This window comes from Marinimicrobium koreense, assembly GCF_003762925.1.
Classification (GTDB): Bacteria; Pseudomonadota; Gammaproteobacteria; order Pseudomonadales; family Cellvibrionaceae; genus Marinimicrobium; species Marinimicrobium koreense.
Genome location: NZ_RJUK01000001.1, coordinates 2213099 through 2233478, shown reverse-complemented (window position 1 = coordinate 2233478; position 20380 = coordinate 2213099). Strand labels below are relative to the sequence as shown.

20 protein-coding genes are annotated in these 20380 nt (G+C 61.4%); 6 read left to right on the top strand and 14 right to left on the bottom strand.

Features of this window, described 5'->3' with window-relative positions:
• The first annotated feature begins 14 nt into the window (after positions 1-14).
• The 3 genes from parC to EDC38_RS09765 all read left to right on the top strand — a co-directional run bounded on the left by parC (position 15) and on the right by EDC38_RS09765 (position 3726).
• Positions 15-2267 carry a DNA topoisomerase IV subunit A gene (gene parC / locus EDC38_RS09775; RefSeq protein ID WP_123638350.1) on the top strand — a complete coding sequence of 751 codons (2253 nt, stop codon included), beginning with the start codon at positions 15-17 and terminating at the stop codon, positions 2265-2267.
• Positions 2268-2333: 66 nt separating this feature from the next.
• Positions 2334-2597, top strand: a complete 264-nt coding sequence (locus tag EDC38_RS09770) for a PilZ domain-containing protein (protein WP_024461329.1) — start codon at positions 2334-2336, stop codon at positions 2595-2597.
• A 10-nt stretch (positions 2598-2607) separates the two neighbouring features.
• Positions 2608-3726 (top strand): polysaccharide deacetylase family protein, encoded by a 1119-nt coding sequence (locus EDC38_RS09765; RefSeq protein ID WP_123638349.1) that lies wholly within the window; start codon positions 2608-2610, stop codon positions 3724-3726.
• Positions 3727-3925: 199 nt separating this feature from the next.
• Here the strand turns inward: EDC38_RS09765 and EDC38_RS09760 are convergent, their stop codons facing one another.
• From EDC38_RS09760 to EDC38_RS09750, 3 genes are read right to left on the bottom strand one after another with little or no spacing between them, the layout of a single operon-like run.
• Positions 3926-4828, bottom strand: a complete 903-nt coding sequence (locus EDC38_RS09760; RefSeq protein WP_123638348.1) for a glucosaminidase domain-containing protein — start codon at positions 4826-4828, stop codon at positions 3926-3928.
• Positions 4829-4888: 60 nt separating this feature from the next.
• Positions 4889-5560, bottom strand: coding sequence for a replication protein P (locus EDC38_RS09755; protein WP_123638347.1), 672 nt, complete (start codon positions 5558-5560; stop codon positions 4889-4891).
• On the bottom strand, positions 5472-6599 hold the full coding sequence (locus tag EDC38_RS09750) for a DnaT-like ssDNA-binding domain-containing protein (RefSeq protein ID WP_123638346.1): 1128 nt from the start codon (positions 6597-6599) through the stop codon (positions 5472-5474). Before EDC38_RS09750 ends, EDC38_RS09755 begins: the two co-directional genes overlap by 89 nt.
• Before the next feature lie 82 nt (positions 6600-6681).
• On the opposite strand from EDC38_RS09750, the gene EDC38_RS09745 reads away from it, so the two are divergent.
• Positions 6682-7479 (top strand): class I SAM-dependent methyltransferase, encoded by a 798-nt coding sequence (locus tag EDC38_RS09745; RefSeq protein WP_170162886.1) that lies wholly within the window; start codon positions 6682-6684, stop codon positions 7477-7479.
• Between the two features lie 99 nt (positions 7480-7578).
• Here EDC38_RS09745 and cfa read toward each other — a convergent pair whose 3' ends face one another.
• Positions 7579-8766: a cyclopropane fatty acyl phospholipid synthase gene (gene cfa, locus EDC38_RS09740; protein ID WP_123638344.1), complete on the bottom strand. Its 1188-nt coding sequence runs from the start codon at positions 8764-8766 to the stop codon at positions 7579-7581.
• A gap of 177 nt (positions 8767-8943) precedes the next feature.
• Complete coding sequence (locus EDC38_RS09735) at positions 8944-9708, bottom strand: EAL domain-containing protein (protein ID WP_123638343.1); 765 nt, start codon at positions 9706-9708, stop codon at positions 8944-8946.
• A gap of 308 nt (positions 9709-10016) precedes the next feature.
• On the opposite strand from EDC38_RS09735, the gene EDC38_RS09730 reads away from it, so the two are divergent.
• Positions 10017-10199: a DUF2061 domain-containing protein gene (locus EDC38_RS09730; RefSeq protein WP_036160783.1), complete on the top strand. Its 183-nt coding sequence runs from the start codon at positions 10017-10019 to the stop codon at positions 10197-10199.
• On the opposite strand, the gene EDC38_RS09725 is transcribed toward EDC38_RS09730, so the two are convergent.
• The 9 genes from EDC38_RS09725 to EDC38_RS09685 form a co-directional block, all read right to left on the bottom strand.
• On the bottom strand, positions 10196-11095 hold the full coding sequence (locus tag EDC38_RS09725; RefSeq protein WP_123638342.1) for an ABC transporter substrate-binding protein: 900 nt from the start codon (positions 11093-11095) through the stop codon (positions 10196-10198). The two genes, EDC38_RS09730 and EDC38_RS09725, sit on opposite strands and share 4 nt — an antisense overlap.
• 8 nt (positions 11096-11103) lie before the next feature.
• Complete coding sequence (locus EDC38_RS09720) at positions 11104-12597, bottom strand: methyl-accepting chemotaxis protein (RefSeq protein ID WP_123638341.1); 1494 nt, start codon at positions 12595-12597, stop codon at positions 11104-11106.
• Positions 12598-12694: 97 nt separating this feature from the next.
• A complete protein-coding gene (gene tatC / locus EDC38_RS09715; protein WP_123638340.1) occupies positions 12695-13459 on the bottom strand; it encodes a twin-arginine translocase subunit TatC in 765 nt (254 codons plus the stop codon).
• Between the two features lie 8 nt (positions 13460-13467).
• The gene (gene tatB, locus EDC38_RS09710; RefSeq protein ID WP_123638339.1) at positions 13468-13959 is read right to left on the bottom strand and encodes a Sec-independent protein translocase protein TatB; all 492 of its coding nucleotides are present in this window, start codon (positions 13957-13959) and stop codon (positions 13468-13470) included.
• A gap of 101 nt (positions 13960-14060) precedes the next feature.
• Positions 14061-14330 (bottom strand): twin-arginine translocase TatA/TatE family subunit, encoded by a 270-nt coding sequence (gene tatA, locus EDC38_RS09705; protein ID WP_024461318.1) that lies wholly within the window; start codon positions 14328-14330, stop codon positions 14061-14063.
• A 15-nt stretch (positions 14331-14345) separates the two neighbouring features.
• Positions 14346-14699: a phosphoribosyl-ATP diphosphatase gene (locus tag EDC38_RS09700; protein WP_123638338.1), complete on the bottom strand. Its 354-nt coding sequence runs from the start codon at positions 14697-14699 to the stop codon at positions 14346-14348.
• Between the two features lie 2 nt (positions 14700-14701).
• Entirely contained in the window at positions 14702-15112 is a 411-nt protein-coding gene (gene hisI / locus EDC38_RS09695) for a phosphoribosyl-AMP cyclohydrolase (RefSeq protein WP_123638337.1), read from the bottom strand.
• Positions 15113-15264: 152 nt separating this feature from the next.
• Positions 15265-17757, bottom strand: coding sequence for a YbcC family protein (locus EDC38_RS09690; protein WP_123638336.1), 2493 nt, complete (start codon positions 17755-17757; stop codon positions 15265-15267).
• Positions 17754-19328, bottom strand: coding sequence for an NADH-quinone oxidoreductase subunit L (locus EDC38_RS09685; protein WP_123638335.1), 1575 nt, complete (start codon positions 19326-19328; stop codon positions 17754-17756). Before EDC38_RS09685 ends, EDC38_RS09690 begins: the two co-directional genes overlap by 4 nt.
• 136 nt (positions 19329-19464) lie before the next feature.
• Between EDC38_RS09685 and EDC38_RS09680 the strand changes: the two genes are divergently transcribed.
• The gene (locus EDC38_RS09680) at positions 19465-20364 is read left to right on the top strand and encodes a LysR family transcriptional regulator (RefSeq protein WP_123638334.1); all 900 of its coding nucleotides are present in this window, start codon (positions 19465-19467) and stop codon (positions 20362-20364) included.
• Positions 20365-20380 lie beyond the last annotated feature (16 nt).

Here is a 20380-nt window from a genome sequence, read left to right as displayed (position 1 = left end):
GACCAGGAATTTGCATGAACGAAGTCGTAGTATCCCCCGACGCTGAAGAGCGCATTCCCCTCAAAGACTATACCGAGAAGGCGTATCTGGATTATTCCATGTACGTCATTCTCGATCGCGCCCTGCCCAATATCGGTGACGGGCTCAAGCCGGTTCAGCGCCGTATTGTCTATGCCATGAGCGAGCTGGGGCTGAAGGCGACGGCGAAGTTCAAGAAGTCGGCCCGTACAGTGGGCGATGTGATCGGTAAGTTCCACCCGCATGGGGATTCGGCCGCTTACGAGTCCATGGTGTTGATGGCCCAGCCGTTTTCGTACCGGTACACCCTGGTGGACGGGCAGGGGAACTGGGGGTCGCCGGATGATCCCAAGTCGTTTGCCGCCATGCGGTACACCGAGTCGCGTCTGGCGCGCTACAGTGAGGTGCTGCTGGAGGAGTTGGGCCAGGGTACGGTGGATTGGCAGCCAAATTTCGACGGCACCATGGACGAGCCCAAGGTGCTGCCCGCCCGGGTGCCTAATGTGCTACTCAATGGCACCACCGGCATTGCCGTGGGGATGGCCACGGACATCCCGCCCCATAACCTGCGGGAGGTGGTCGAGGCCTGTATTCATCTGCTCGATAACCCCAAGGCGGATGTGAACGAACTGTGCCAGTTTATTCAGGGCCCGGATATGCCCACCGAGGCGGAGCTGATCACGCCCCGGGAAGATCTGATCAAGATGTACCAGACCGGCCGGGGCAGTCTGCGCATGCGCGGTGTCTGGACCAGGGAAAAGGACAGCGGGGATATCATCATTACCGCACTGCCTCATCAGGTCAGTGGCGCCAAGATTCTGGAGCAGATCGCGGCCCAGATGCAGGCCAAGAAACTGCCCATGGTCACCGATCTGCGGGATGAATCGGACCACGAAAACCCCACCCGGCTGGTGATCACCCCACGCTCCAACCGGGTGGATGCCGAGCAGTTGATGCAGCATCTGTTCGCCAGTACCGACCTGGAGAAAACCTACCGGGTCAATATGAACATGATCGGCATCGATGGTCGTCCGGGCGTGAAAAGCCTGGATGTCATTCTGTCCGAGTGGCTCAGCTTCCGCACGGTCACCACCCGGCGTCGTCTGCAGTTCCGCCTGGACAAGGTGCAGAAGCGCCTGCACCTGTTGGAAGGCTTGCTGATCGCCTATCTGAACATCGATGAAGTCATCCACATCATCCGCACCGAGGACGAGCCCAAAGCGGTGTTGATGGAGCGCTTCAAACTGTCCGACGTTCAGGCCGACTACATTCTGGACACCAAGTTGCGCCAGTTGGCGCGTCTTGAGGAAATGAAGATCCGGGGCGAGCAGGAAGCCCTGGAAAAAGAGCGGGACCAACTGGAGAAAACCCTCGGGTCCGCCACTCGCCTGAAAACCCTGATTCGCAAAGAGCTGCAGCAGGTGGCCAAGGAATACGGCGATGATCGCCGCTCGCCCATCGTTCAGCGCGAGGAGGCCCAGGCATTCAGTGAAACCGAGTTGATCGGGGTCGACCCGGTCACCGTGGTGGTGTCCGAAAAAGGCTGGATCCGTTCGGCCAAGGGCCATGAGATCGATCCGGCGGCGCTCAATTACAAGGCTGGGGACAGCTTCAAGTTTGCCGTGCGCGGCAAGACCAACCAGAGTGTGATGTTACTCGATTCCACCGGGCGCAGTTACGCCATTGCGGCCCATAACCTGCCCTCGGCCCGGGGTCAGGGTGAGCCCTTGAGTGGACGCCTGAATCCCCCTAACGGAGCCACTTTCGAGGGCGCCCTGATGGGCAGTGATGAGCAGCGGGTGCTGCTCGCCTCGGACGCCGGGTATGGCTTTGTGGCCAAACTGGGGGATCTCTACAGCAAAAACCGCGCTGGCAAGGCCATGTTGAGCCTGCCCAAAGGCGGGCGGGTATTGGCGCCCCAGGTGCTGGAAAACCCCGAGAAAGATCTGTTGGCGGCGGTGAGCAACGAGGGGCGGCTCCTGGTGTTCCCGGTCACAGAGCTGCCGGAGCTGGCCCGCGGCAAGGGCAACAAGATCATGAATATCCCGTCGGCCCGCGTGCAAAGCCGAGAGGAGTATGTGATTGCGGTGGGCGTCATCGCCGAGGGGCAGTCGTTGACGCTGCACGCCGGCAAGCGCCACTTGACGCTCAAGGCCGGTGATCTGGACCATTACCGGGGCGAGCGTGGCAGACGGGGCAACAAGCTGCCGCGTGGCTTCCAGAAGGTGGACCGGGCCGAGGTCTCCTGAGGCTTGGTCTCCTGAGGCCCCGAACCGCCGGCTGTCGGACCAACAATAATAACCTGAGGACGCACTATGAGTGACAAGCGGGAGTACACGCGCACGCCCCTGGCCTGCCGGATTAAAATTCAGCATGAAACCATTGGCGAATTGATGGTCAAAACCCGTGATATCTCCGATGGTGGAGTGTTCGTCGTGCTCGAGCCGGATCAGATGCCGCCCATCGGGTCGGTGGTGACCGGACAGGTTCAGGGCATGCCGGTGGAGGCACCGGTGGTGAAAATGGAAGTGGTGCGCACCGAACCCGACGGTATCGGATTGAAGTTTCTTCAGGATTAGCGGAGGTTGTATGCACGTCACTAAGCCGGTCAGGCGCTCCTTGGTTCTGGTGGCTCTGGTTGCCGGGACACTGGGATTACTCTTCTCTCTGGCGGCGGGCAGCCCGGCGCAGGCCGCCGTGGTGCTGCAATACCACCATGTGAGCGAGTCGACACCGGCTTCCACCAGCGTGACGCCCAAGCGGTTTCGTTCGCACATGGATTACCTGGAGAATCACAACTTTGGCGTGGTACCGCTCGAGATACTGGTCAAAGCACTGCAATCCGGCGAGCCTCTACCGGACCGCACTGTAGCCATCACCTTTGACGACGCCTACGATTCGGTTTACACCACCGCTTACCCACTGCTCAAGGAGAAGGGCTGGCCGTTCACGGTATTTGTAAATACCGACCCGCTGGACGACGGTAAAGGCGGCTTCACCACCTGGGATGAACTGCGTGAAATGGCCGAGCATGGCGCCACCATCGCCAATCATTCCACCAAACACAACCACCTGCAGCGCCGCAAAGCCGGTGAAAGCCAGGCGCAGTGGCGCGAGCGGATTGAGTCCGAGGTGGTGGACGCCGAGCGGCGTATCAAGGAAGAGACCGGCCAGAACCACAAGATGCTGGCCTACCCCTATGGCGAGTACAACAATGAAGTGAAAGACCTGTTGGAGTCCCTGGGCTATGTGGCCTTCGGCCAGCAGTCCGGCCCGATTGGCGCACACAGCGATTTGCGGGCCTTACCGCGCTTCCCGTTTGGTGGTCCCTATGGTGAGATAGAAGAGTTTGCCACCAAGGCCCAAACCCGTCCCATGCCCATAGAATCCGCCGAGCTGTACGCGGACGCGGCGCTGGATAAGCCCCTGGAGGAAGTTGTAGTGGCATCCGGCGCCCGGCCGGTGTTGGTGTTGAATCTTGAACAGGACAACCTGGCCGGTCGAATCAACTGTTTTGCCGGAGGCCAGGGGGCCATAGAAACCCGGGTAGAGGGGCGCCAATTGATCACTCAGCCCGGCAAGCCCCTGACGCCGGGCCGGACCCGTTATAACTGTACCGCGGGCACCGGGGAGTCCGGCCGCTTCTACTGGTTCTCGCAGCAGTGGCTGGTGACTGATAAAGACGGCCGCTGGGTGCACGAGAACTGAGATTTGGCAGTGATTGTCGGGTTACGCCTTCGGCTAACCCGACCTACGCAGACCCAGGAACACCCACCAAACTACCCCGTAGGTCGGGTTAGCCGAAGGCGTAACCCGACGATTGCCAGCCCGGCTCACAGCTCGTTCCGTCGGTCGGCGCGCTCCGACGCACCGGAGCGCGCCGCGCGTAACCCGATAGATGCAGCCGTTACCCCGCCTCGGTCTGGGGTTCTGCTTCGGCCTTCGCGGGGACTTCGGGCTCCTCCGGCGTCAACCAGGCTTCATGTACCTGCTCCAGTTCGTTGTAGCTGATCAGTTCCTTGAGCTCCTCAATATACGCCTGTCCGCGGCTCGAATACCGGATCAGCCCCTGCACCATCGCCATACCCGTGGGTGCCATGTCCTGAGCACGCTGTTGAGCGCGAATCTCCCGCACCTCCCGGTAGGCCCGGTTGGTGTTGATGTTGCGGAAATAGGTCGATACGGCCTCATTCACCGTAGCAAACTTCTGTACTTCGTGACTCATGTCGTCCGAGCGGGCGTTGGGAACCAGGCCGCAGCCTTTCCGGTAACACCACTGGCCGAACAGGTTGTTGGCTTCCTGGGCGAAGCGCGAGGTACCCCAGCCAGATTCTGCCGCCCCTTGAGCCAGAACCATCTCCAACGGGAGTATGTCCACCCGCTTGTGCAGCTCGTCCAGGGCGTCCGAGGCGTTCGGGTAGTTGTCTTCATCCACGCGGAAATGGATACGCAGGCGCTCAAGCTGGGCCCGCTGGCGGTTGCTGAGGCTCTTGTCGGCGGCGAGCACCGAGCGCATGTCAATCACGTCTTCGCGCAGCTGCTCCAACTGATGATTGCGCCACTCAACCATGGGGATCAGCATCTCAAAAAAGGCCCGTTTGCGATCGGGGATATGGCCGATGCTGGCAAAATCCGGTAGCTGCTTTACCTCGGCGGGGCGCGGTACCGCTGGTGGCTCCTGCCGACCAGCCACGGACTCTTCCATGGGCTGGGGCGGGTGGTAGGCCAGGTAAAACGTCAGCACCAGACAGCCAAGAGGGAAGGCCACCAGGCCCAGGCCCAGTAACCACTGGGTGAAACCCTGCTTCATACAATCACCTTCTAATACATCAATCCAAACAAAGAGTTACGTCGTTGGGCGGGCAAAGGATCAGAGATCCAGCTCGCGCCGGAGCGCCTCCAGCCGCTGGTGGTTCTCATCGGCCGACAGGGGCGTTTCGGTGGTTTCGGGAAGGGCCGGCGCCTGGGGGAGGGGTAACTCCGCGCCGTTCATCACCTGTTCGCAAAAGCGCTGGTAGTGACGCTCAAACACCGGGAAAGCCACTTTCTCGGCACTGCTGGCCAGGAAAAACCAGTCGCTGGCCAGGCCCGCGTGGTATACCGCCGGATGGCTCCAGTGCTGGGCCGCTTTGGGACTGGGCGCCCGGCAGGCTTCCACATAGGCACTGTGGGCGTCCGGCAGGCCAAACTCGGTCGGGTCGCCCTGGCAGGCGCGCATCATGCGGTTCAGGGTTGGCAGGAACTCGGACTCTTCAATGACCTTGCGCGCGCCCCGGCGGATGGTGTCCGGCTCGAAGCGGGTCAGGCTGTCCAGCCAGAGCTTTTTGATCTGGTTGAGCACCTGGGTGTCGCTGTAGGCCTTGTAGTACTGGTTATGGTAATTGATGCGGAACAGGGCAAAGGCCTCGTTGAGGGCATCAATATGCCCATCGGTCGCGGCCCGGCGCTGCTGTTCAGCGGGCCCAGCTTCGGTCGGTGAGGTCCTGGACGAGGCTGCGATCGCGCGTTGTGCCTGGTCGAGAAGGGTCTTGCTGTCCTGCATGTTGGCCTGCCTGTGGGTTGTGCGTGGTCAGAGCGTGCTGGCGTGCCCAATGATACTTTACGTGCTGCAGAAACTTGGTGTTCCAGGAGCTGTGCACCTGGTTGCTGTCGCGCCAGTAGAGCACGAACTCCGGCACCTGGCGCTGGGCGAACGCCAGGTCGATATTGGCCAGTTTGAGCACGTCGTACACATCCTGACTGGGCTGCCAGTTCTCCGGGATGCGCCGCGGCTCGGTATCGTGCTCAAGAGCGGCATTATACCTGAGCCACTGGCGTTTGACGTGCTGGATGAATTTGCTGTTCCAGGTGCGCCCCACATCGCCCCGCTCCTGCCAGTAGAGCACGAACTCGGGAATGGCGTCCTCGATGAACGCCAGGCTGATATTGGCGTGCTTGACCAGCACTTCCAGCGCATCCCGGCTGGGCCGCCAGCCGCTGTGCATGGCGACCTCCCGGTCGCGGCGGACCTGGTGCTCGGTCTGGGCCTCGCGCCACTGGCGCAGCAGATGCTTGAGGAACTTGGCTCCCCAAGCGTGGTGGCTCTCGCCGCGCTCGCGCCAGTAGGCAATGAACTCCGGCAGTTGCTCGCGCACAAAGTGGTCCGGAATGTTGTGTTGGGCAATGTGCCGCATCAGCTCGGCATCCGGTCGCCAATGGGGGCTGATCCGGTTGGCACCGGTCTGCGGGTCCGGGTTGTGGGCGGCAGGAGCGGCCGGGGCGCTCTGGGTCCGGTCGGTTTCGTTGAAGGCAAACAGCAGCTGGCGGCTTTCGGTGTAGGGGGCGGACTCGATCAGGATGATCCCTTTGTCCCTCAGGCTTTTACTCACCCGCTGCAGGTCCTGGTCGCTCCAGAAGGGCAGCAGCGATTGCAGTTGCGGCGCTTCGAGCTTCAGCCAGTGGTGCCCCTGCCGGTAGGTACCCGGCCGGTAGTGGGCAACATCGCTGAGGGCGCTGAGCAGAATCGCTTCTTCCAGGCCAATGGTGGCGGCCAGTGAGGGCGAGAACAGCAGGGGTTTTTCGGGGATCAGCGATGAGGTCATGGGCGCTACTTTAGCACTGTTTGGGGGTGGGGTGCATGGGCCTGCTATTATACCCGCTGTCATTCAAAACCCGGAGGTCACTTTGCCAAAGAGAAAGTCCAAACCCCGTTTTACGGCCAAGAACTCGGACCGACACGATCTGTATCAGCGCAGTGTTCAGGCTCCGGAGTTCGAGGTGGAGTTCTTTGACAAAACGTTTAAAAAGCTTCGCAAACGCCGCCCTTACTCCATGCGCGAAGACTTCTGTGGTACCGCGCTACTGTGTGGCCACTGGGTGGACAGCCATAAAAAACGCACGGCACTCGGCGTGGATATCGATCCCGATGTATTGCAGTGGGGAGTCGAAAACAACCTCAAGCCCTTCGGGGAACCGGGCAACCGGGTCACGCTGGCTCAGCGCGATGTGCGTCAGGTCACCCGGGAGAAGTTCGACCTGGTCAATGCCATGAACTTCAGTTACTGGATTTTTCAGGAGCGGGCGGAGATGGTCCGTTACTTCAAGGCCGTGCGAAAGTCTCTGGTAAAAGACGGCATCTTCTTCCTGGATATGTACGGCGGCTGGGAATCCCAGGAGGTCATGGAGGAGGCCCGCAAGATCGAAGGCGGCTTTACCTATGTGTGGGACCAGCACAGCTTCGATCCAATGAACAATGTGGCGGTCAATTACATTCACTTCCGGTTTCGGGACGGCAGTGAAATGAAGCGCGCGTTTAAATACGTATGGCGCCAGTGGTCCATGGTGGAAATTCGCGAGCTGCTGACCGAGGCCGGCTTCAAAAAGCTGCACATCTATTGGGATGTGGTCGATGGCAGTTTTCGGGAACGCAAGAAAATGGATAATCAGCCGGGGTGGCTTGCGTATATTGCCGCGTTGGTTTGAATTGCCGTGGGGGGATTACGGCGGATAGCACAGTAGTTCGCGTAGGGCGGATAAGGCCGAAGGCCGCATCCGCCGTAACCTCAATCCGCCGTTACCACCTCACCGCAAACTACGATACTCCCGCATGCTGTCCGGCTTGCTGTAAACAATCTGCCACAGCTGCCCTTCACGGGAGCGGAAATAGGCCGCGCAGCTCAGCAGATAATATTTCCACATGCGGTAAAAATGCCCCTGATCGTACTTGTCTTTCAGCTCCGGCCAGGCGGCGTCAAAGTTGTGCCACCAGGCCATCAGGGTGCGGTCGTAATCCGGCCCGAAGTTGTGCCAATCTTCCAGACGCAGCAGCCCCAAACTGGTGTCGTTGATCAGCTTGCGACAGGGGATTTCGCCGTTGGGAAAAATATACTTTTCAATAAACGGATCGACGCCATTTTGCTGCCGGTCCGTTCCGATGGTGTGCAGTAGAAACAGGCCGTCATCGGCGAGGAGGCGGCTGACCGTATCAAAGTAGGTGCGGTAATTTTTGTGCCCGACATGCTCGAACATGCCGACCGAGACGATGCGGTCAAACTGACCTTCCAGGGCCCGGTAATCCACCAGGCGGATCTCCACCGGTAGCCCGGCGCAGTGCTCCTGGGCCAGTCGCTGTTGCTCTTTGGAAATCGTAATGCCGGTGACCTTGGCACCGTAGTGGCGTGCGGCAAACTCGGCCAGACCGCCCCAGCCGCAACCGATATCCAGCAGGGTCATGCCCGGTTTCAGTTCCAGCTTGCGGCAGATCATGTCCAGCTTCTGGTATTGCGCTTCTTCCAGGTTGTCGGCGTCCGCCCAGAACGCACAGCTGTAGATCATGCGGGAGTCGAGCATACGCCGATACAGGTCGTTACCGATATCGTAGTGAACCTCGCCCACTTTGAAGGCCCGGTTGGGGTCCTGCTTGTTGATCACCGCGGCGCTCAAGTACGCCTTCAATAGCTGAAGCGTGCCAAACTTTTTCAGCCGACGCTCCAGGTGAGCGTGCAGCACGCGGGTCATCATCTCATCGATGCGATCGCAGTCCCAATGGCCCTGCATGTAGGCTTCGGCAAAGGCCAGGGGAGCGCCCGAAGACAGTGCACGGGACAGAAACGATGGATCGTACACCCTGATGTCCCAGGGGCGATCACCGTTGATGCGGATGTCGGCTTCGGCCGCCAGTTCGATAAAAAACTGCTCGGCGGCGGTGTGTTTCTCGGTACTGGGTGGGGTTTGCGCTGCTGCTTCCGAGGCTGAGGTGGTATTCGCCATAATCCATCATTCTCCTGCAGTTTTAAAAACAGGGAGGCGGTACGTCACTGATCCGCGCGCCGTTTTGACCTTAAGCTTAAAACATAGCCTCCGTAAACCGGCTTATCCAATAAATAAAAGTAATTTAGGCCATTGTCAATGAGGGCGGCCGTTTGGGTGCCCCCCTCTGGCATGGATTCAGAGCGCGCCGTAATCCACCTCTGGCAAGGCTTCCACCTCGGGCTTGGCCAGCAGGTAACCCTGAATTAAGCGAACGCCCATAGAGCGTAATGTGGTCAGCTCTCCAGCGGTTTCCACGCCTTCGGCTATGACCTCCACGCCCAGCTCCCGGCAGGTATTCACCACGCCCTGGACGATGGACTGGCGAATCCGGTTGGTATCAATATGCCGGATCAGGGCCATATCGAGTTTGATGATCCCGGGCTGAAAGTCGGCCAGCAGGTTGAGCCCGGCGTGGCCGGCGCCAAAATCGTCAATGGCGGTGGTGAAGCCCTGGGCGTTATATTCCTCGAAAATCCCTTCCAGGTGACCGGGGTCGCCCACCGGCTCGGATTCGTTGACCTCAAAGATGATGCGGTTGCACGGAAAATCGTACTTGTCCGCCGCCGCCAGGGTGGCGCGAATACAGCTTTTGGGTTCGTAGACGGCATTGGGCAGAAAGTTGATGCTCAGAAACGTGGTCATCCCCAGCTTGGCCGCCAGCTCGATGGCTTTGGTTCGGCAGGATTGATCAAACTGGTAGCGATTGTCATCGGTGACTTTCTGGAGAATCTGGAAGGCGCCTTCGCCCTGAGTGCCGCGCACCAGAGCTTCGTAGGCGAACACTTCGCGCTTTTCAATATCCACAATCGGCTGAAACGCCATGGTGAACTCGAAGGGGAGTGAGGGGAGATCCCGACAGCGACTGCAGCCTGTGGCTATCTGGGGTTCGGATTGCGACATGAAAACCAGCCCTTTGCGTTTGAACGGCACTTCTTGGATGCCTTATACGTGATGGATATGCCCACCCTCTCGACGGACGGCCGGCGAGTTCAGTATAGACAAGTTCTCCCCAAATAGCGTCATGCGAGGGCGCAAAAAAGTGTAAAAATGCGCCATGTTTACACTGGCCGGCATTTCCTGGTTGTTAGTTCAGGGCTATCAGGGCGATATGGCAAATCAAGTTTATTTATAAATGGGAATCATTATTATGGTTGTAAAGGGCGGGAATTCCCTCGCCACCATGATGTTCAGAGGGTCGGGAGGCGATCATGACCAAAACAATGACGTTCGCTGTGTTGCACTTTACCGTGGCCTTCAGCGTGGCCTACGTGATCACCGGTAGCTGGGTGCTGGGCGGCGCGGTGGCGCTGATCGAGCCGGCGATCAACACCGTGGCCTACCACTTTCACGAGCTCGGCTGGAAGCGCCTGGAGCGCCGGGCGGCCCATTAGTCTGCGGCGCTCCGTTCCCGCAAGCGCTCCATGTCGAGCCAGTACTCCTCGCGGCTCCGGGGTGTTTCTTCCGTGAGAGTCGGGTTCTCCAGCGGGAAAGCGCGCCGCTCGGCGAGGTTTGAGCGGGTCAGCGCATCTTCAATCATCGGGTGCTGGAAGAAATACTCATCGTAGCGCCCGCTTTCCAGAGCTCGATCCAGCCCGCTGTGAATGGCCTCCGCCAGGGCCGCGTCTTCCTCGCTGACAAACAGGTAAAACGGCAGCGGATACACCAGAACCAGGCGATCCTCCACCGTCAGCGGCAAGTCCGGTCGTGCCGCCAGCTCGGTCCAGGGCTCCAGAACCCCGCGCGGGAAAGCGTCAAACCGACCGCCCTCCACCATATAGAACAGGTTGTCATACTTACTGGTAGTAATGACCTCCAGACCATTGGCCTCCAGAATCGCAATGTCGGGCCAGCCGGCGCCCTGCCCGAAGGTCAGACGGCTCAGGTCGGCCCTGTCTTCCACCCGGTTCATGGTGGATTGGCGATCCGGGTTGATGATGAAGACCCGGTAGCCCAGCAGGCCCTTCAGGAGCGGGAAGCGGATGGGACGCAGGCGGTTTTCCACTTCCTGGTTTGACGACAGCCACATCACGTCCATCTCGTCCGACTCCAGCCGCTCAATGGCGCGGGTCTGGGTGATGGGGTCATCGCTGATGGCGAGCTCGTAGTCGCCGTCCATAAACTCCAGCGCGACCCGCAGGGCGCCCACGGCAAACTCATCCAGTGGATGATCGGTCTGATTGACGCGCAGCGTGGTCTGGGCCTGGCTGGCGGCCGTGATGCCGATCAGGGCCAGAACCCCGCATCCGCGTCGTGCGTGGCCGAACAGCCGCTGTAACGTGTGTGACATGGTGAGCCTCAAACTTTGAAGTTGTGCATGCGCCGCTGCAGTTCATTGTTTTCCTGCAGCAGCTCGTCTGAGCTGGCCCGCATGCTACGGGCGTTGTCCGACACTTTGCCCGAGAGGGCGAAAACGGACTCGATGAAGCGATTCACCTCGCTGGCCACAGAGCTCTGCTCTTCCGCGGCGGTGGCCACCTGATGATTCATGTCGTTGATGGTGCTGATGTGGGCCTGAACGCTTTCCAGCACCTGCTGCACCTCTTTGCCGCTCTCCACGGTCTGTTGTGCCCAGTGGGTATTCTGTTCCATGGCATCGTGGGCCTCATCGGCGTGAGTCTGCAGTTGCAATACAATCTGCTCGATCTCCTCGGTGGAGCTCTGGGTGCGCTGGGCCAGGGTGCGGACCTCATCGGCCACGACCGCAAAGCCGCGGCCCTGATCTCCGGCGCGGGCCGCCTCGATGGCGGCGTTCAGCGCCAGCAGATTGGTCTGTTCGGCAATCGCGCGAATCACCTCAATGACCTTGCCGATATTCTGGCTGCTGTCTTTCAGCAGGGTAATCTTGTCGGCGGTCTGCTCGATCTGTTGGGTCAGGCGCTGAATGTTGCCCTGGGATGACTGCACCACGCTGACCCCGCGGCTGGAGGCATCGTGGGTGTCCCGGGTGCGCTCGGCGGTTTCGCCCGAGGAACGGGCCACCTCTTCGGCGGACGCCGAAAGCTGGTTGATGGCGGTGGAGGCCTGCTCCAGTTGCTTGAGCTGTTCGTCGGTCGAGTGGGAGCTGTCGTTGGATGCCTGGTTCATTTGCTGGACGTGCTCGTCGAAGGTGTTGGTCACCTCGACCACCCCGCGAATGATGGCGGCAATCTGGTCGATCACCCGGTTGTAGCTGTGTGACAGGTGTGCAATTTCGTCCCCGCTGTCGGTCGGCAGGCGCCGGGTCAGGTCGCCACCGCCTTCGGCGATATGGCTCAGGTTGTCGGTAATCAGGTTCAGTGGTTTGAGAACGATGCGTCGAACCAGCAACGCTAACGTGAACAACGCCGCCACCAGCAGGGCTACGACCATGATCACGCCCAGAGACACCTGATTACTCAGTACCTGCGCCATCTGCTCCGAGGAGAACACCACGTTGTAGCGGCCGATCACATCGCCGTCGCGGATCACTTCCACCGCATCGCGCCGGTGTTGATTGCCGGGCGCTGCCTGGTCACTGACCTGGGCGTCGGCCATGGCTTTACCCCGGTGGTCGGTGATTTCCAGTTGGTCGATGAGTGCTGTATTGACCAGGGATTCGGCGATGGCCTCAAGCTGCTGGAAGTCATAGGCGAACAGGGGCTCGAGCAGCGACGAGTTTATCAGTTCAAGGTTGCGGTCAACTTCCTGTTCGAAGTTGCTCTGCTGTTGTCGAGCCAGGTAAGTGTAACTGGCGGCCAGAATAATGGCGGCCACGGTGAGCATCAGCGCCGCCATCGCGGCCATGAGTTTGAAAGAGAGTGAGCGAAGCATAGGGGGCCCTGCTGCAATGGTTACTTATAGTAGTTTTCACCATTTATAGCACAGGTCGGAAAAATATACACGCCGGAGTGGCGTCAAATATCGCTGTTTAGAGCTCCTGCTCTTCCTCCGCCTCCCGGGCGCGGTCCCGCCGGTACACCATGCGGCCAAAGAATACGCCCACCTCGAACAGCAGCCACATGGGCAGGGCCAGCAGCGTCTGGGAGATCACATCGGGTGGGGTCAGAACCATGCCCATGACAAAGCAGCCGACCACGACGTAGGGGCGTTTCTTGGCGATCCCGTCCGGGGTGATAATGCCGGCGTGAATCATCAGGATGGTGGCAATGGGAATCTCGAACGCCACCCCGAAGGCGAAAAACAGCTTGAGGACGAAGTCCAGGTACTTGGCCATGTCGGTCATCACCGCCACGCCTTCCGGCCCCACGCTGGTAAAAAACCCGAATATCAGCGGGAACACCACAAAGTAGGCGAACGCCATACCGCCGTAGAACAGCACCACACTGGAGGCCAGCAACGGCAGAGCCAGGCGCTTCTCGTGGGTGTACAGGCCGGGGGCGATAAAGGCCCAGATCTGGTGCAGGATAAACGGCGCGGCCAGCAGCACCGCCACAAACAGGGTGAGCTTGAATGGTGTCAGGAAGGGGGAGGCCACGTCGGTGGCGATCATCCCCGCCGATTCGGGCAGGAATTTCTGCAGCGGGGCCGCCGTCAGGGTGTAAATATCGTTGGCAAAGTAGAACAGGCCCAGAAAGATCACCAGCACGATAATGATGATCCGCAGCAGGCGATTGCGCAGTTCGATCAGGTGCTGAACCAGGGGCAGTTCTTTGTCGTTCGGGGTTACGGTCATGCTCGGGCTCAGGAAGAGGGCGTCTGTGAATCGCGGGGTGCCTTGGCCGGCTCGGATGAGGCATCGGTGGGCTCGGAATCAGTGCCCTTGCCGTCCGCCTCGCGGGTGTCGGTATCGGCCCCGGAGCGGCTGGACGAGTCGCTGCTCTTTGGCTCCGTGTTCTCGTCTGGCTCAGTGTGCGCGTGATCGGGCAGCTCGGGCTCGTCTTCGTCCTTGTATTTTTTCAGCGGTGTCTGGAAGGAGCCTTCCTCCACCGCTTCCTGCACCTGGCGGCGGGTAGCTTCCAGGCTGCGCATCACCTCTTCATTGTGCAACTGGCGGCGAATATCGTCGGCGCCAAGCTGTTTTTCCAGCTCGCTGCGGGTTTCCCGTAGGCTGCGCTTGAGCCGGCCGATCCACAGGCCTACGGCGCGCGCCGCTTCTGGCAGGCGCTCCGGGCCTATGACCACCAGGCCCACAATCGCGATGATCAGCAGCTCAAAGAAACCGATATCGAACACTCAAACACCTTTCCAATAAGGCAGACACTGGATTGGCGCCCTCCCGCCCGGGAGTTGCGCCGCTGGCTCAGTCAGGGCACGCCCGAGGGCGTTGCCGGGGATCACGAGCGGTTCTTGTCTTCCGCTGCGGATTTTTCCTGCTGGGTCTGAGCGCTGTTCGGGTCGGTTTTGTCTTCAACGTTGCGTTTGGCGCTGTCGTCGTCTTTTTCGCTGTCTTTCTCGGCGTCGTCATCGCTGACCGACTTCTTGAAGCCCTTGATGGCTTTACCCAGATCGCTGCCAATACTGCCCAGACGCTTGGTGCCAAACAGGAGAACCACAATGGCCAGAATGATCAGCAACTGCCAAATGCCAATTCCACCAAATCCCATAACCTTACCCTCTACTTATGTTTGGTTGTTGCGCGCCGCTTTTTCGGCGTGGCCGGATAAATCAAAGCGCCGCGCCAGCTCGTTGAGCACCGCGTCGGCATTTTCGCCTAAATGCGACAGCATGACCAGACTGTGGAACCACAAGTCGGCGGTTTCCATGATCAGGTGCTGGTTGTCGCCATTGCGTTCGGCATCCTTGGCTGCGAGCAGGGTTTCGGTGCACTCCTCGCCCACTTTCTCCAGAATCTTGTTCAGCCCCTTGGCGTGCAGGCTGGCGACGTAGGATGACTTGGGGTCCGCGTTCTGTTTGCGGGCCTCCAGAACGCGGGTCAATTCGGCCAGAACCTGCTCGGTGTTCGGTGTGCTCATGCTCAGTAAATCTCGTTGGGGTCTTTCAGAACCGGCTCCATGGTCTGCCACTGGCCCTCTTTCAGGGTCCGGTAAAAACAGGACTCCCGGCCGGTGTGGCAGGCGATACCGCCCAGTTGTTTCACCTTGAGCACAATGGCATCGGCGTCACAGTCCAGCTCAATGCTTTTCAGTTCCTGCACATGGCCCGAGGATTCGCCTTTGCGCCACAGCTTACCCCGGGAGCGGGACCAGTAAACGGCGCGGTTTTCCCGGGCGCTCAGGGCGAGGGATTCGCGGTTCATCCAGGCCATCATCAGAATCCGGCCGCTGTCGGCGTCCTGGGCGATGGCGGGAACCAGCCCATCGTCGTTCCATTTTACCTGATCGAGCCAGGTGCTCTGAGTATTGTCGGGGGTATCCGGGGTGCTCATGGTGATTTGGCGCTTCGCAAGCGGTTAGTCGGAGCGAGAGTGTAGCAGCCCCGGGGCTGCGGCGTCACGACTCACCGCCGGCTTTTTGACTCGCGCCGCCATTGGGGTGGGACGTGCCTTCCTTGGCGCTGAGTCAGTTGGCCGCTGAAGGCTCAGTCCGTCGTGCGGGTCCAGTGGCCGTCGTGATAGGCCTGCACCGCTCCGGTTTCATCGTCGAGGCTGAACAGGTATAGCCAGCCATTGCCAGTCAGCGCCTGCAGGACCGGATGCTTGGCGATGATGGCGTCAATCGCCCTGGTCGGTGCGGCCAGGTAGGCGCTAAGACGCAAGGGCTCGTGCCGCCACTGCTCGCCATCGTGCAACGATTGCAGGGGCAGGCCAATGCGCAGGTCGCCGCCGTTGCCTTCAAACACGCCGATGTGGCCGCCGACCACGTTGTGCAACACTTTGTTGCCGCTGCCGAACTTCCGATTATCCAGCGTGGAGCTGTTGTATTGCATGTTGATCCAGTGGGCCACCACCAGGGGGGCGGTCATGATCAGCTCCAGGCGGCTGAACTCCGGGTCGGTACGCCAGTTGTAATCGTGCAGAAAGCTCCGCCCCTGCAGATCGATCGGGGCGGTCACCGAGCGCGGCGCGGCGATAAACGCGGCGTTGTTGGCCAGGCCCCATTCCGGGCGGGTCTGGGACCAGTCGCTATTGCGCTGTGTCAGTTGTTGATCCAGGTCGGCCTGATCGGGGCTCAACCCCAGGGCGGCCGCGCGTTCGCGCTGCGCTCCGGCGCTGGCCCGGCGCAACCACTCGGCGGTCTCGGCGCTCAGCCAATCCTCGCCCTCGAGCAGCTCGATCCGGTCGGTCACCGTGTGGTGCAGGGCCGGCACGAAGCGGCAGTCGTCGGGCAGGGTGATGCCTGCCTCCGCCAGGGGTGCGCGCAGCGACGGATCGTTCAGCAAGCGGGCCAGGGCGCGTACCGAGACTTCCCCCGATTGACCGCCACAGGCGCCGCACTCCAGACCCGCGGCGTGCGGGTTGTTCTGGGTGTGGCTGCCGTGGCCGACCAGCAGCACCCGTGAGGCGAAACGCTCGGTCAGCCCCATAGCGGTCAGTACGTTGCGCAACAGGGTGACCTGGTCGGCCTGGGTCAAGGGCTTTCCGGAGTCACGCCAGTGCCAACGCAGTGAACTCAGTTCAAGGCGTTTGGGCGCTTTGCCCGGCAACAGCGAGCGGCCCAACAGTTTGCCAGCGTACAGCAGGCCGCCGGCCTCCACGGCGGTGAAGGTGGCTGCGGCGGTTTGCGACCACTCCTGAAAGCGAGCGCTCCAGTTGAGCTGTCGTGCCTGGGCGTTGGCCTGCTCGGGGGTGCCCAGGCGCACTTCCACCTGAGGTGCCAGCAGTCCGGGCAGGTGCGGTTGGGCCAGCGCCGAGCCGGGGGTGACGACGCTCAGGGGCAAGCCAAAGAAACCGGCGAAGCCCAGTGTCTGGATGTCCGGGTTCTGCTGCTCCAGGGCGCGACGCAGAGGCTCCGAGCGCACATCGATGCAGAAAACGGCCTGCAGCGAGGGCGTGTCCGCCACCGTGTGGGGCGCGCGCACCGCCTGGGTCAGTGACCGGTTGAGTGGCTGTTGATAGGCCAGCTCGGCCGCCCGCTGCCACACCCACAGGGGCCGCTGGGCCTGACGGTGACGCTCGAACAGTTCGGGCAGGCTGTCCAGTTCGCGCCGCCAGAGCCAACTCAGGTTCTGCGCCTGCTCCGGGTGGCGACGGTGCAGGTAGCGCCACAGGACCAGTTCCCAGGCCAGGCGAATGGCCAGCAGGCTGCGCATCTCCGTGGCCGGCGCACTGTCGTTCTCACCCAGCTCGCGCTGCCAATCCCGAAAGGCCACCCAGGCGGCCCAGCCGTTGATGTCCAGCAGCAGCGCCTGGGCGTAGTCGCCAAGCTGCGTGGCGTTGACGCCGAGTTCGGCGGCCGCCGCCTGGAACAGCCCTTCATCGGTCGCAGGCAGCGTGTCGAAAAACCGTCCCAGGCCCGGCTCCGCCATCAGAATGGCAATACCCCGGTCCACGCGGGTAATGCGCAGCCACTGCTGGTAGAGCGTGGGATTGGACGAGCGCTCGCCCTGCGGGTTCAGCCGCTCGGTGTTGAACGGGCCGTCCTCCTGGTAATGGGCGGCACAGAACTGGCTGATCTGATGGATGATCTCGTCCCGCCAGGCCATCTTGTGCTGCCGGTCCCGGGCGGCGTCCACCAGGTCACTGATGTTGTGCCAGTGGGGCAGTTCACTCAGTGTTTTCACCACTTTCAGCAGGTTCTGGTAGTTGCCGGGATAGTCCAGCTCGGCCGCCGCCCGGGTCAGGTGCTCCGCCTGGATGTCACCATTCTGCCAGCGCTGCAGATAATGGCTGGGGGGCATCAGGGAGTGGATATAGGCCAGCGATGACAGGCGCGCGGCCACCTCGTCGATGGGCTGCTCGCGCATGGCCCACAGCGGGTTGACGGCAATCATGCGGTCCAGCGGCCAGTTGGGGGCGATGCTGGAACAAGCGCGATCCAGAGCCTGCTCTTGCGCCGTGGTCAGCAGTCGGGCTTGCTCGGTGGTGTCGGGCTCCCGGGTCAGTGGGGCGGACGTCTTCTCGAACGCGGTCATAGCAAACCCTCCTCAGAGATGGGGTGTAACTGCTTGGGGCGCGCCCGGGTCGGGAGCCGGTGCGGCCAGAGTTTGAGCGTGGTTTTGGTGACCCATTCATCCAGATAGAAACCGGCGTAAAGCGCTACCGCCAGCCGCTGGACTGCGGGCCGGTGGGCACCGTGGCGCAGCAGCGCATAGGCCATGGACAGCGCGGCGAACAGGGTGCTCATCCACAGGTCCGCCCACAGTGGGGTGGCCCGAGGGTAGTCGGGGAAAAACAGGCCAAACAGGGTTTTCAGACCGAAGTAGACGGCGGCCAGCACGACCGCCAGGGCAGCGAAGCGCAGCAGTGAGCCAGCGCTGAGCCGGCTGTCGCGCTCGGCCATCAGGGTGGTCAGTGCCAGGGCGAGCAGCACCCAGGGGCTGAAGGTCTCCGGCCAGGCCAGGCCGAGGCCATAGTGACCCGCAGACAGCAGCCCGGCCACCAGCAGAACACTGCACAGCCCGGCGCCAAGCCACTGGCCGATCGGAGGCGTACGGGCCGGGGCCAGCCGCCGCTGCCGGTCCTGAACGACGGCCTCTCCAGAGCTGAGGAAGGCGTAGGCTTTGTAGCAGGAGTGGGCCAGCAGGTGCAGCAGCGCCAGCTCCACCAGGCCCAGGGCGATTTCCACCAGCATCAGGCCCATCTGGGCACTGGTGGACCAGGCCAGGCGGACCTTGATGCTGATGCGGGTCATCATCACCAGAGCGGCCAGCACGCTGCTAAGACCCGCCACGACCAACAGCAGCGCCTGCGCCGGGGCGGACTGAAGCACCAGCGGGGCAAACATCAACAGCAGGTAACCACCCAGATTGATGACCCCGCCGTGCAGAGTGGCGGACACCGGGGTGGGGGCTTCCACCACCTGAATCAGCCAGCCGTGCAGCGGCAACTGGGCGCATTTGATCAGCGCGGCCATCGCCAGCAGGCTGGCCGCCAAGTGCTCGGTCAGGGTCAGGGATGCCGGCTCGGCATAGGCGGCGACGATGGTGCTGATGTGCCCAGTACCGTGGTGCAGGTACAGCAGCGCAAAGGCACTCAGGGCGCACAGCTCGGCAGCCCGGGCAAACAGGAACTTCTTGTGGGCCGCCAGCGCGGCGCGCGGGCGCTCGGGGTAGAACATCAGCAATTGGTGCATGGCCAGGCTGATGCCCAGCCAGGCCGCCAGAAACAGGAGTAAGTGGTCACTAAGCACCGCGACACTGACGGCGGCGAACACCGCCTGCACCAGAGCGGCGAAGCGGGTCTGGCGAGGCTCCCCCTGAAGATATTGGGCGCTGTAACGGACCACCACAAAGCCGATGAAGCTCACCAGCGTCAGCATCACCAGGTTGAGTGGGGCGGACTGCCAGAATCCGGCCTCAGCGCCCGGAACCAGCGCCCAGGCCAACAGACCGATGGCCAGTAGCAGCGCGCTGGATGTGGAAACTTTGGCGAGGCGCCAGGCCGGGTCGGGGCTTGCCTGGCGGGCACTGAATGCCGCTCCCAGGGCCAGCAGTAGGGGAACGGCGCTCAGTAGCAGGGTGGGGAGGGCTTCACTCCAGTTCATGCATCGACTCCACAGTCATCATCTTTGAGTCCGTAAACGGTTGAGGCGGAGTATCCCTTTGGTGGTAATTTAAGTAAAATAGATATAAATGTATCAAGCGTTCTATAAAAGCGAACGGTTAAGGGGCGCTCCACGCATGAGCCGGTTGAACTACCATCATCTGTACTACTTCTGGCGAGTGGCCAGTGAGGGCAAACTGACGCGGGTAGCCGAGCAGCAGCACGTTTCCCAGAGCGCCCTGTCGGCCCAGATCCGCCAGTTGGAAGAGCGCATGGGAAAGCCCCTGTTCGAGCGGCGCAACCGTAAGTTGGTGCTCACTGAGGCCGGGCGTCAGGTGTTCAACTACGCCGAAGTGATTTTCACCAAAGGTGAGGAGCTGGAGTCCCTGATCAGCCGGGGCATCGAGCCGGAACAGCAGACAATTCGCATTGGCATGCTCTCGACCATGTCCCGTAATTTCATTGAGTCCTTCATCGAGCCCTTGCTGGCTCGCAATGAGCGCGATGTGAGTTTCAGCCTGCACGCCATGGGGATGACCAATCTGCTCAACGGCCTGGCCCGACACGAGCTGGATGTGGTGCTGACCAACACCCAGATACAGCCCTCCGGGGCACCGGCGGTGGCCTGGCAGAGCCAGTTGCTGGCGCGTCAGCCGCTGTCGATCATCGGTCCGGCGGATCTCGATCCGGCCGCCGCCTTTCCGGCGGGGTATCAGGGGCTGCGCTGGGTCTTGCCGGGGGCCAACCACGAAATCCGCCGGGGGTTCGACGCCCTGTGCAGCCTGCATCAGTACCAGCCGGACATTCTCGCCGAAGTGGATGATATGGCCATGTTGCGTCTGCTGGCCCGGGACACCGGAGCCGTTACCGTGCTGCCCGAAGTGGTGGTGAAAGACGAGTTGCAGCAGGGCCGCCTGCGCGGCTACGAGCGTCTGCCCAACCTGTTCGAGAACTTCTTCGCCATCACCCTGCCCCGGGAGTTTATGCCCAGCCTGGTGTCCGAACTCCTGTCCCGGTCGCTGAAAGACCTGGCTTAGCCTGGGCTTGGGCGCA

What these genes read in the sequence shown, in the direction of transcription:
- parC (WP_123638350.1), top strand. Translation starts at nt 15, where the DNA reads ATGAACGAAGTCGTAGTATCCCCCGACGCTGAAGAGCGCATTCCCCTC.
- EDC38_RS09770 (WP_024461329.1), top strand. Translation starts at nt 2,334, where the DNA reads ATGAGTGACAAGCGGGAGTACACGCGCACGCCCCTGGCCTGCCGGATT.
- EDC38_RS09765 (WP_123638349.1), top strand. Translation starts at nt 2,608, where the DNA reads ATGCACGTCACTAAGCCGGTCAGGCGCTCCTTGGTTCTGGTGGCTCTG.
- EDC38_RS09760 (WP_123638348.1), bottom strand. Translation starts at nt 4,828, where the DNA reads ATGAAGCAGGGTTTCACCCAGTGGTTACTGGGCCTGGGCCTGGTGGCC.
- EDC38_RS09755 (WP_123638347.1), bottom strand. Translation starts at nt 5,560, where the DNA reads ATGCAGGACAGCAAGACCCTTCTCGACCAGGCACAACGCGCGATCGCA.
- EDC38_RS09750 (WP_123638346.1), bottom strand. Translation starts at nt 6,599, where the DNA reads ATGACCTCATCGCTGATCCCCGAAAAACCCCTGCTGTTCTCGCCCTCA.
- cfa (WP_123638344.1), bottom strand. Translation starts at nt 8,766, where the DNA reads ATGGCGAATACCACCTCAGCCTCGGAAGCAGCAGCGCAAACCCCACCC.
- EDC38_RS09735 (WP_123638343.1), bottom strand. Translation starts at nt 9,708, where the DNA reads ATGTCGCAATCCGAACCCCAGATAGCCACAGGCTGCAGTCGCTGTCGG.
- EDC38_RS09730 (WP_036160783.1), top strand. Translation starts at nt 10,017, where the DNA reads ATGACCAAAACAATGACGTTCGCTGTGTTGCACTTTACCGTGGCCTTC.
- EDC38_RS09725 (WP_123638342.1), bottom strand. Translation starts at nt 11,095, where the DNA reads ATGTCACACACGTTACAGCGGCTGTTCGGCCACGCACGACGCGGATGC.
- EDC38_RS09720 (WP_123638341.1), bottom strand. Translation starts at nt 12,597, where the DNA reads ATGCTTCGCTCACTCTCTTTCAAACTCATGGCCGCGATGGCGGCGCTG.
- tatC (WP_123638340.1), bottom strand. Translation starts at nt 13,459, where the DNA reads ATGACCGTAACCCCGAACGACAAAGAACTGCCCCTGGTTCAGCACCTG.
- tatA (WP_024461318.1), bottom strand. Translation starts at nt 14,330, where the DNA reads ATGGGATTTGGTGGAATTGGCATTTGGCAGTTGCTGATCATTCTGGCC.
- EDC38_RS09700 (WP_123638338.1), bottom strand. Translation starts at nt 14,699, where the DNA reads ATGAGCACACCGAACACCGAGCAGGTTCTGGCCGAATTGACCCGCGTT.
- hisI (WP_123638337.1), bottom strand. Translation starts at nt 15,112, where the DNA reads ATGAGCACCCCGGATACCCCCGACAATACTCAGAGCACCTGGCTCGAT.
- EDC38_RS09690 (WP_123638336.1), bottom strand. Translation starts at nt 17,757, where the DNA reads ATGACCGCGTTCGAGAAGACGTCCGCCCCACTGACCCGGGAGCCCGAC.
- EDC38_RS09685 (WP_123638335.1), bottom strand. Translation starts at nt 19,328, where the DNA reads ATGAACTGGAGTGAAGCCCTCCCCACCCTGCTACTGAGCGCCGTTCCC.
- EDC38_RS09680 (WP_123638334.1), top strand. Translation starts at nt 19,465, where the DNA reads ATGAGCCGGTTGAACTACCATCATCTGTACTACTTCTGGCGAGTGGCC.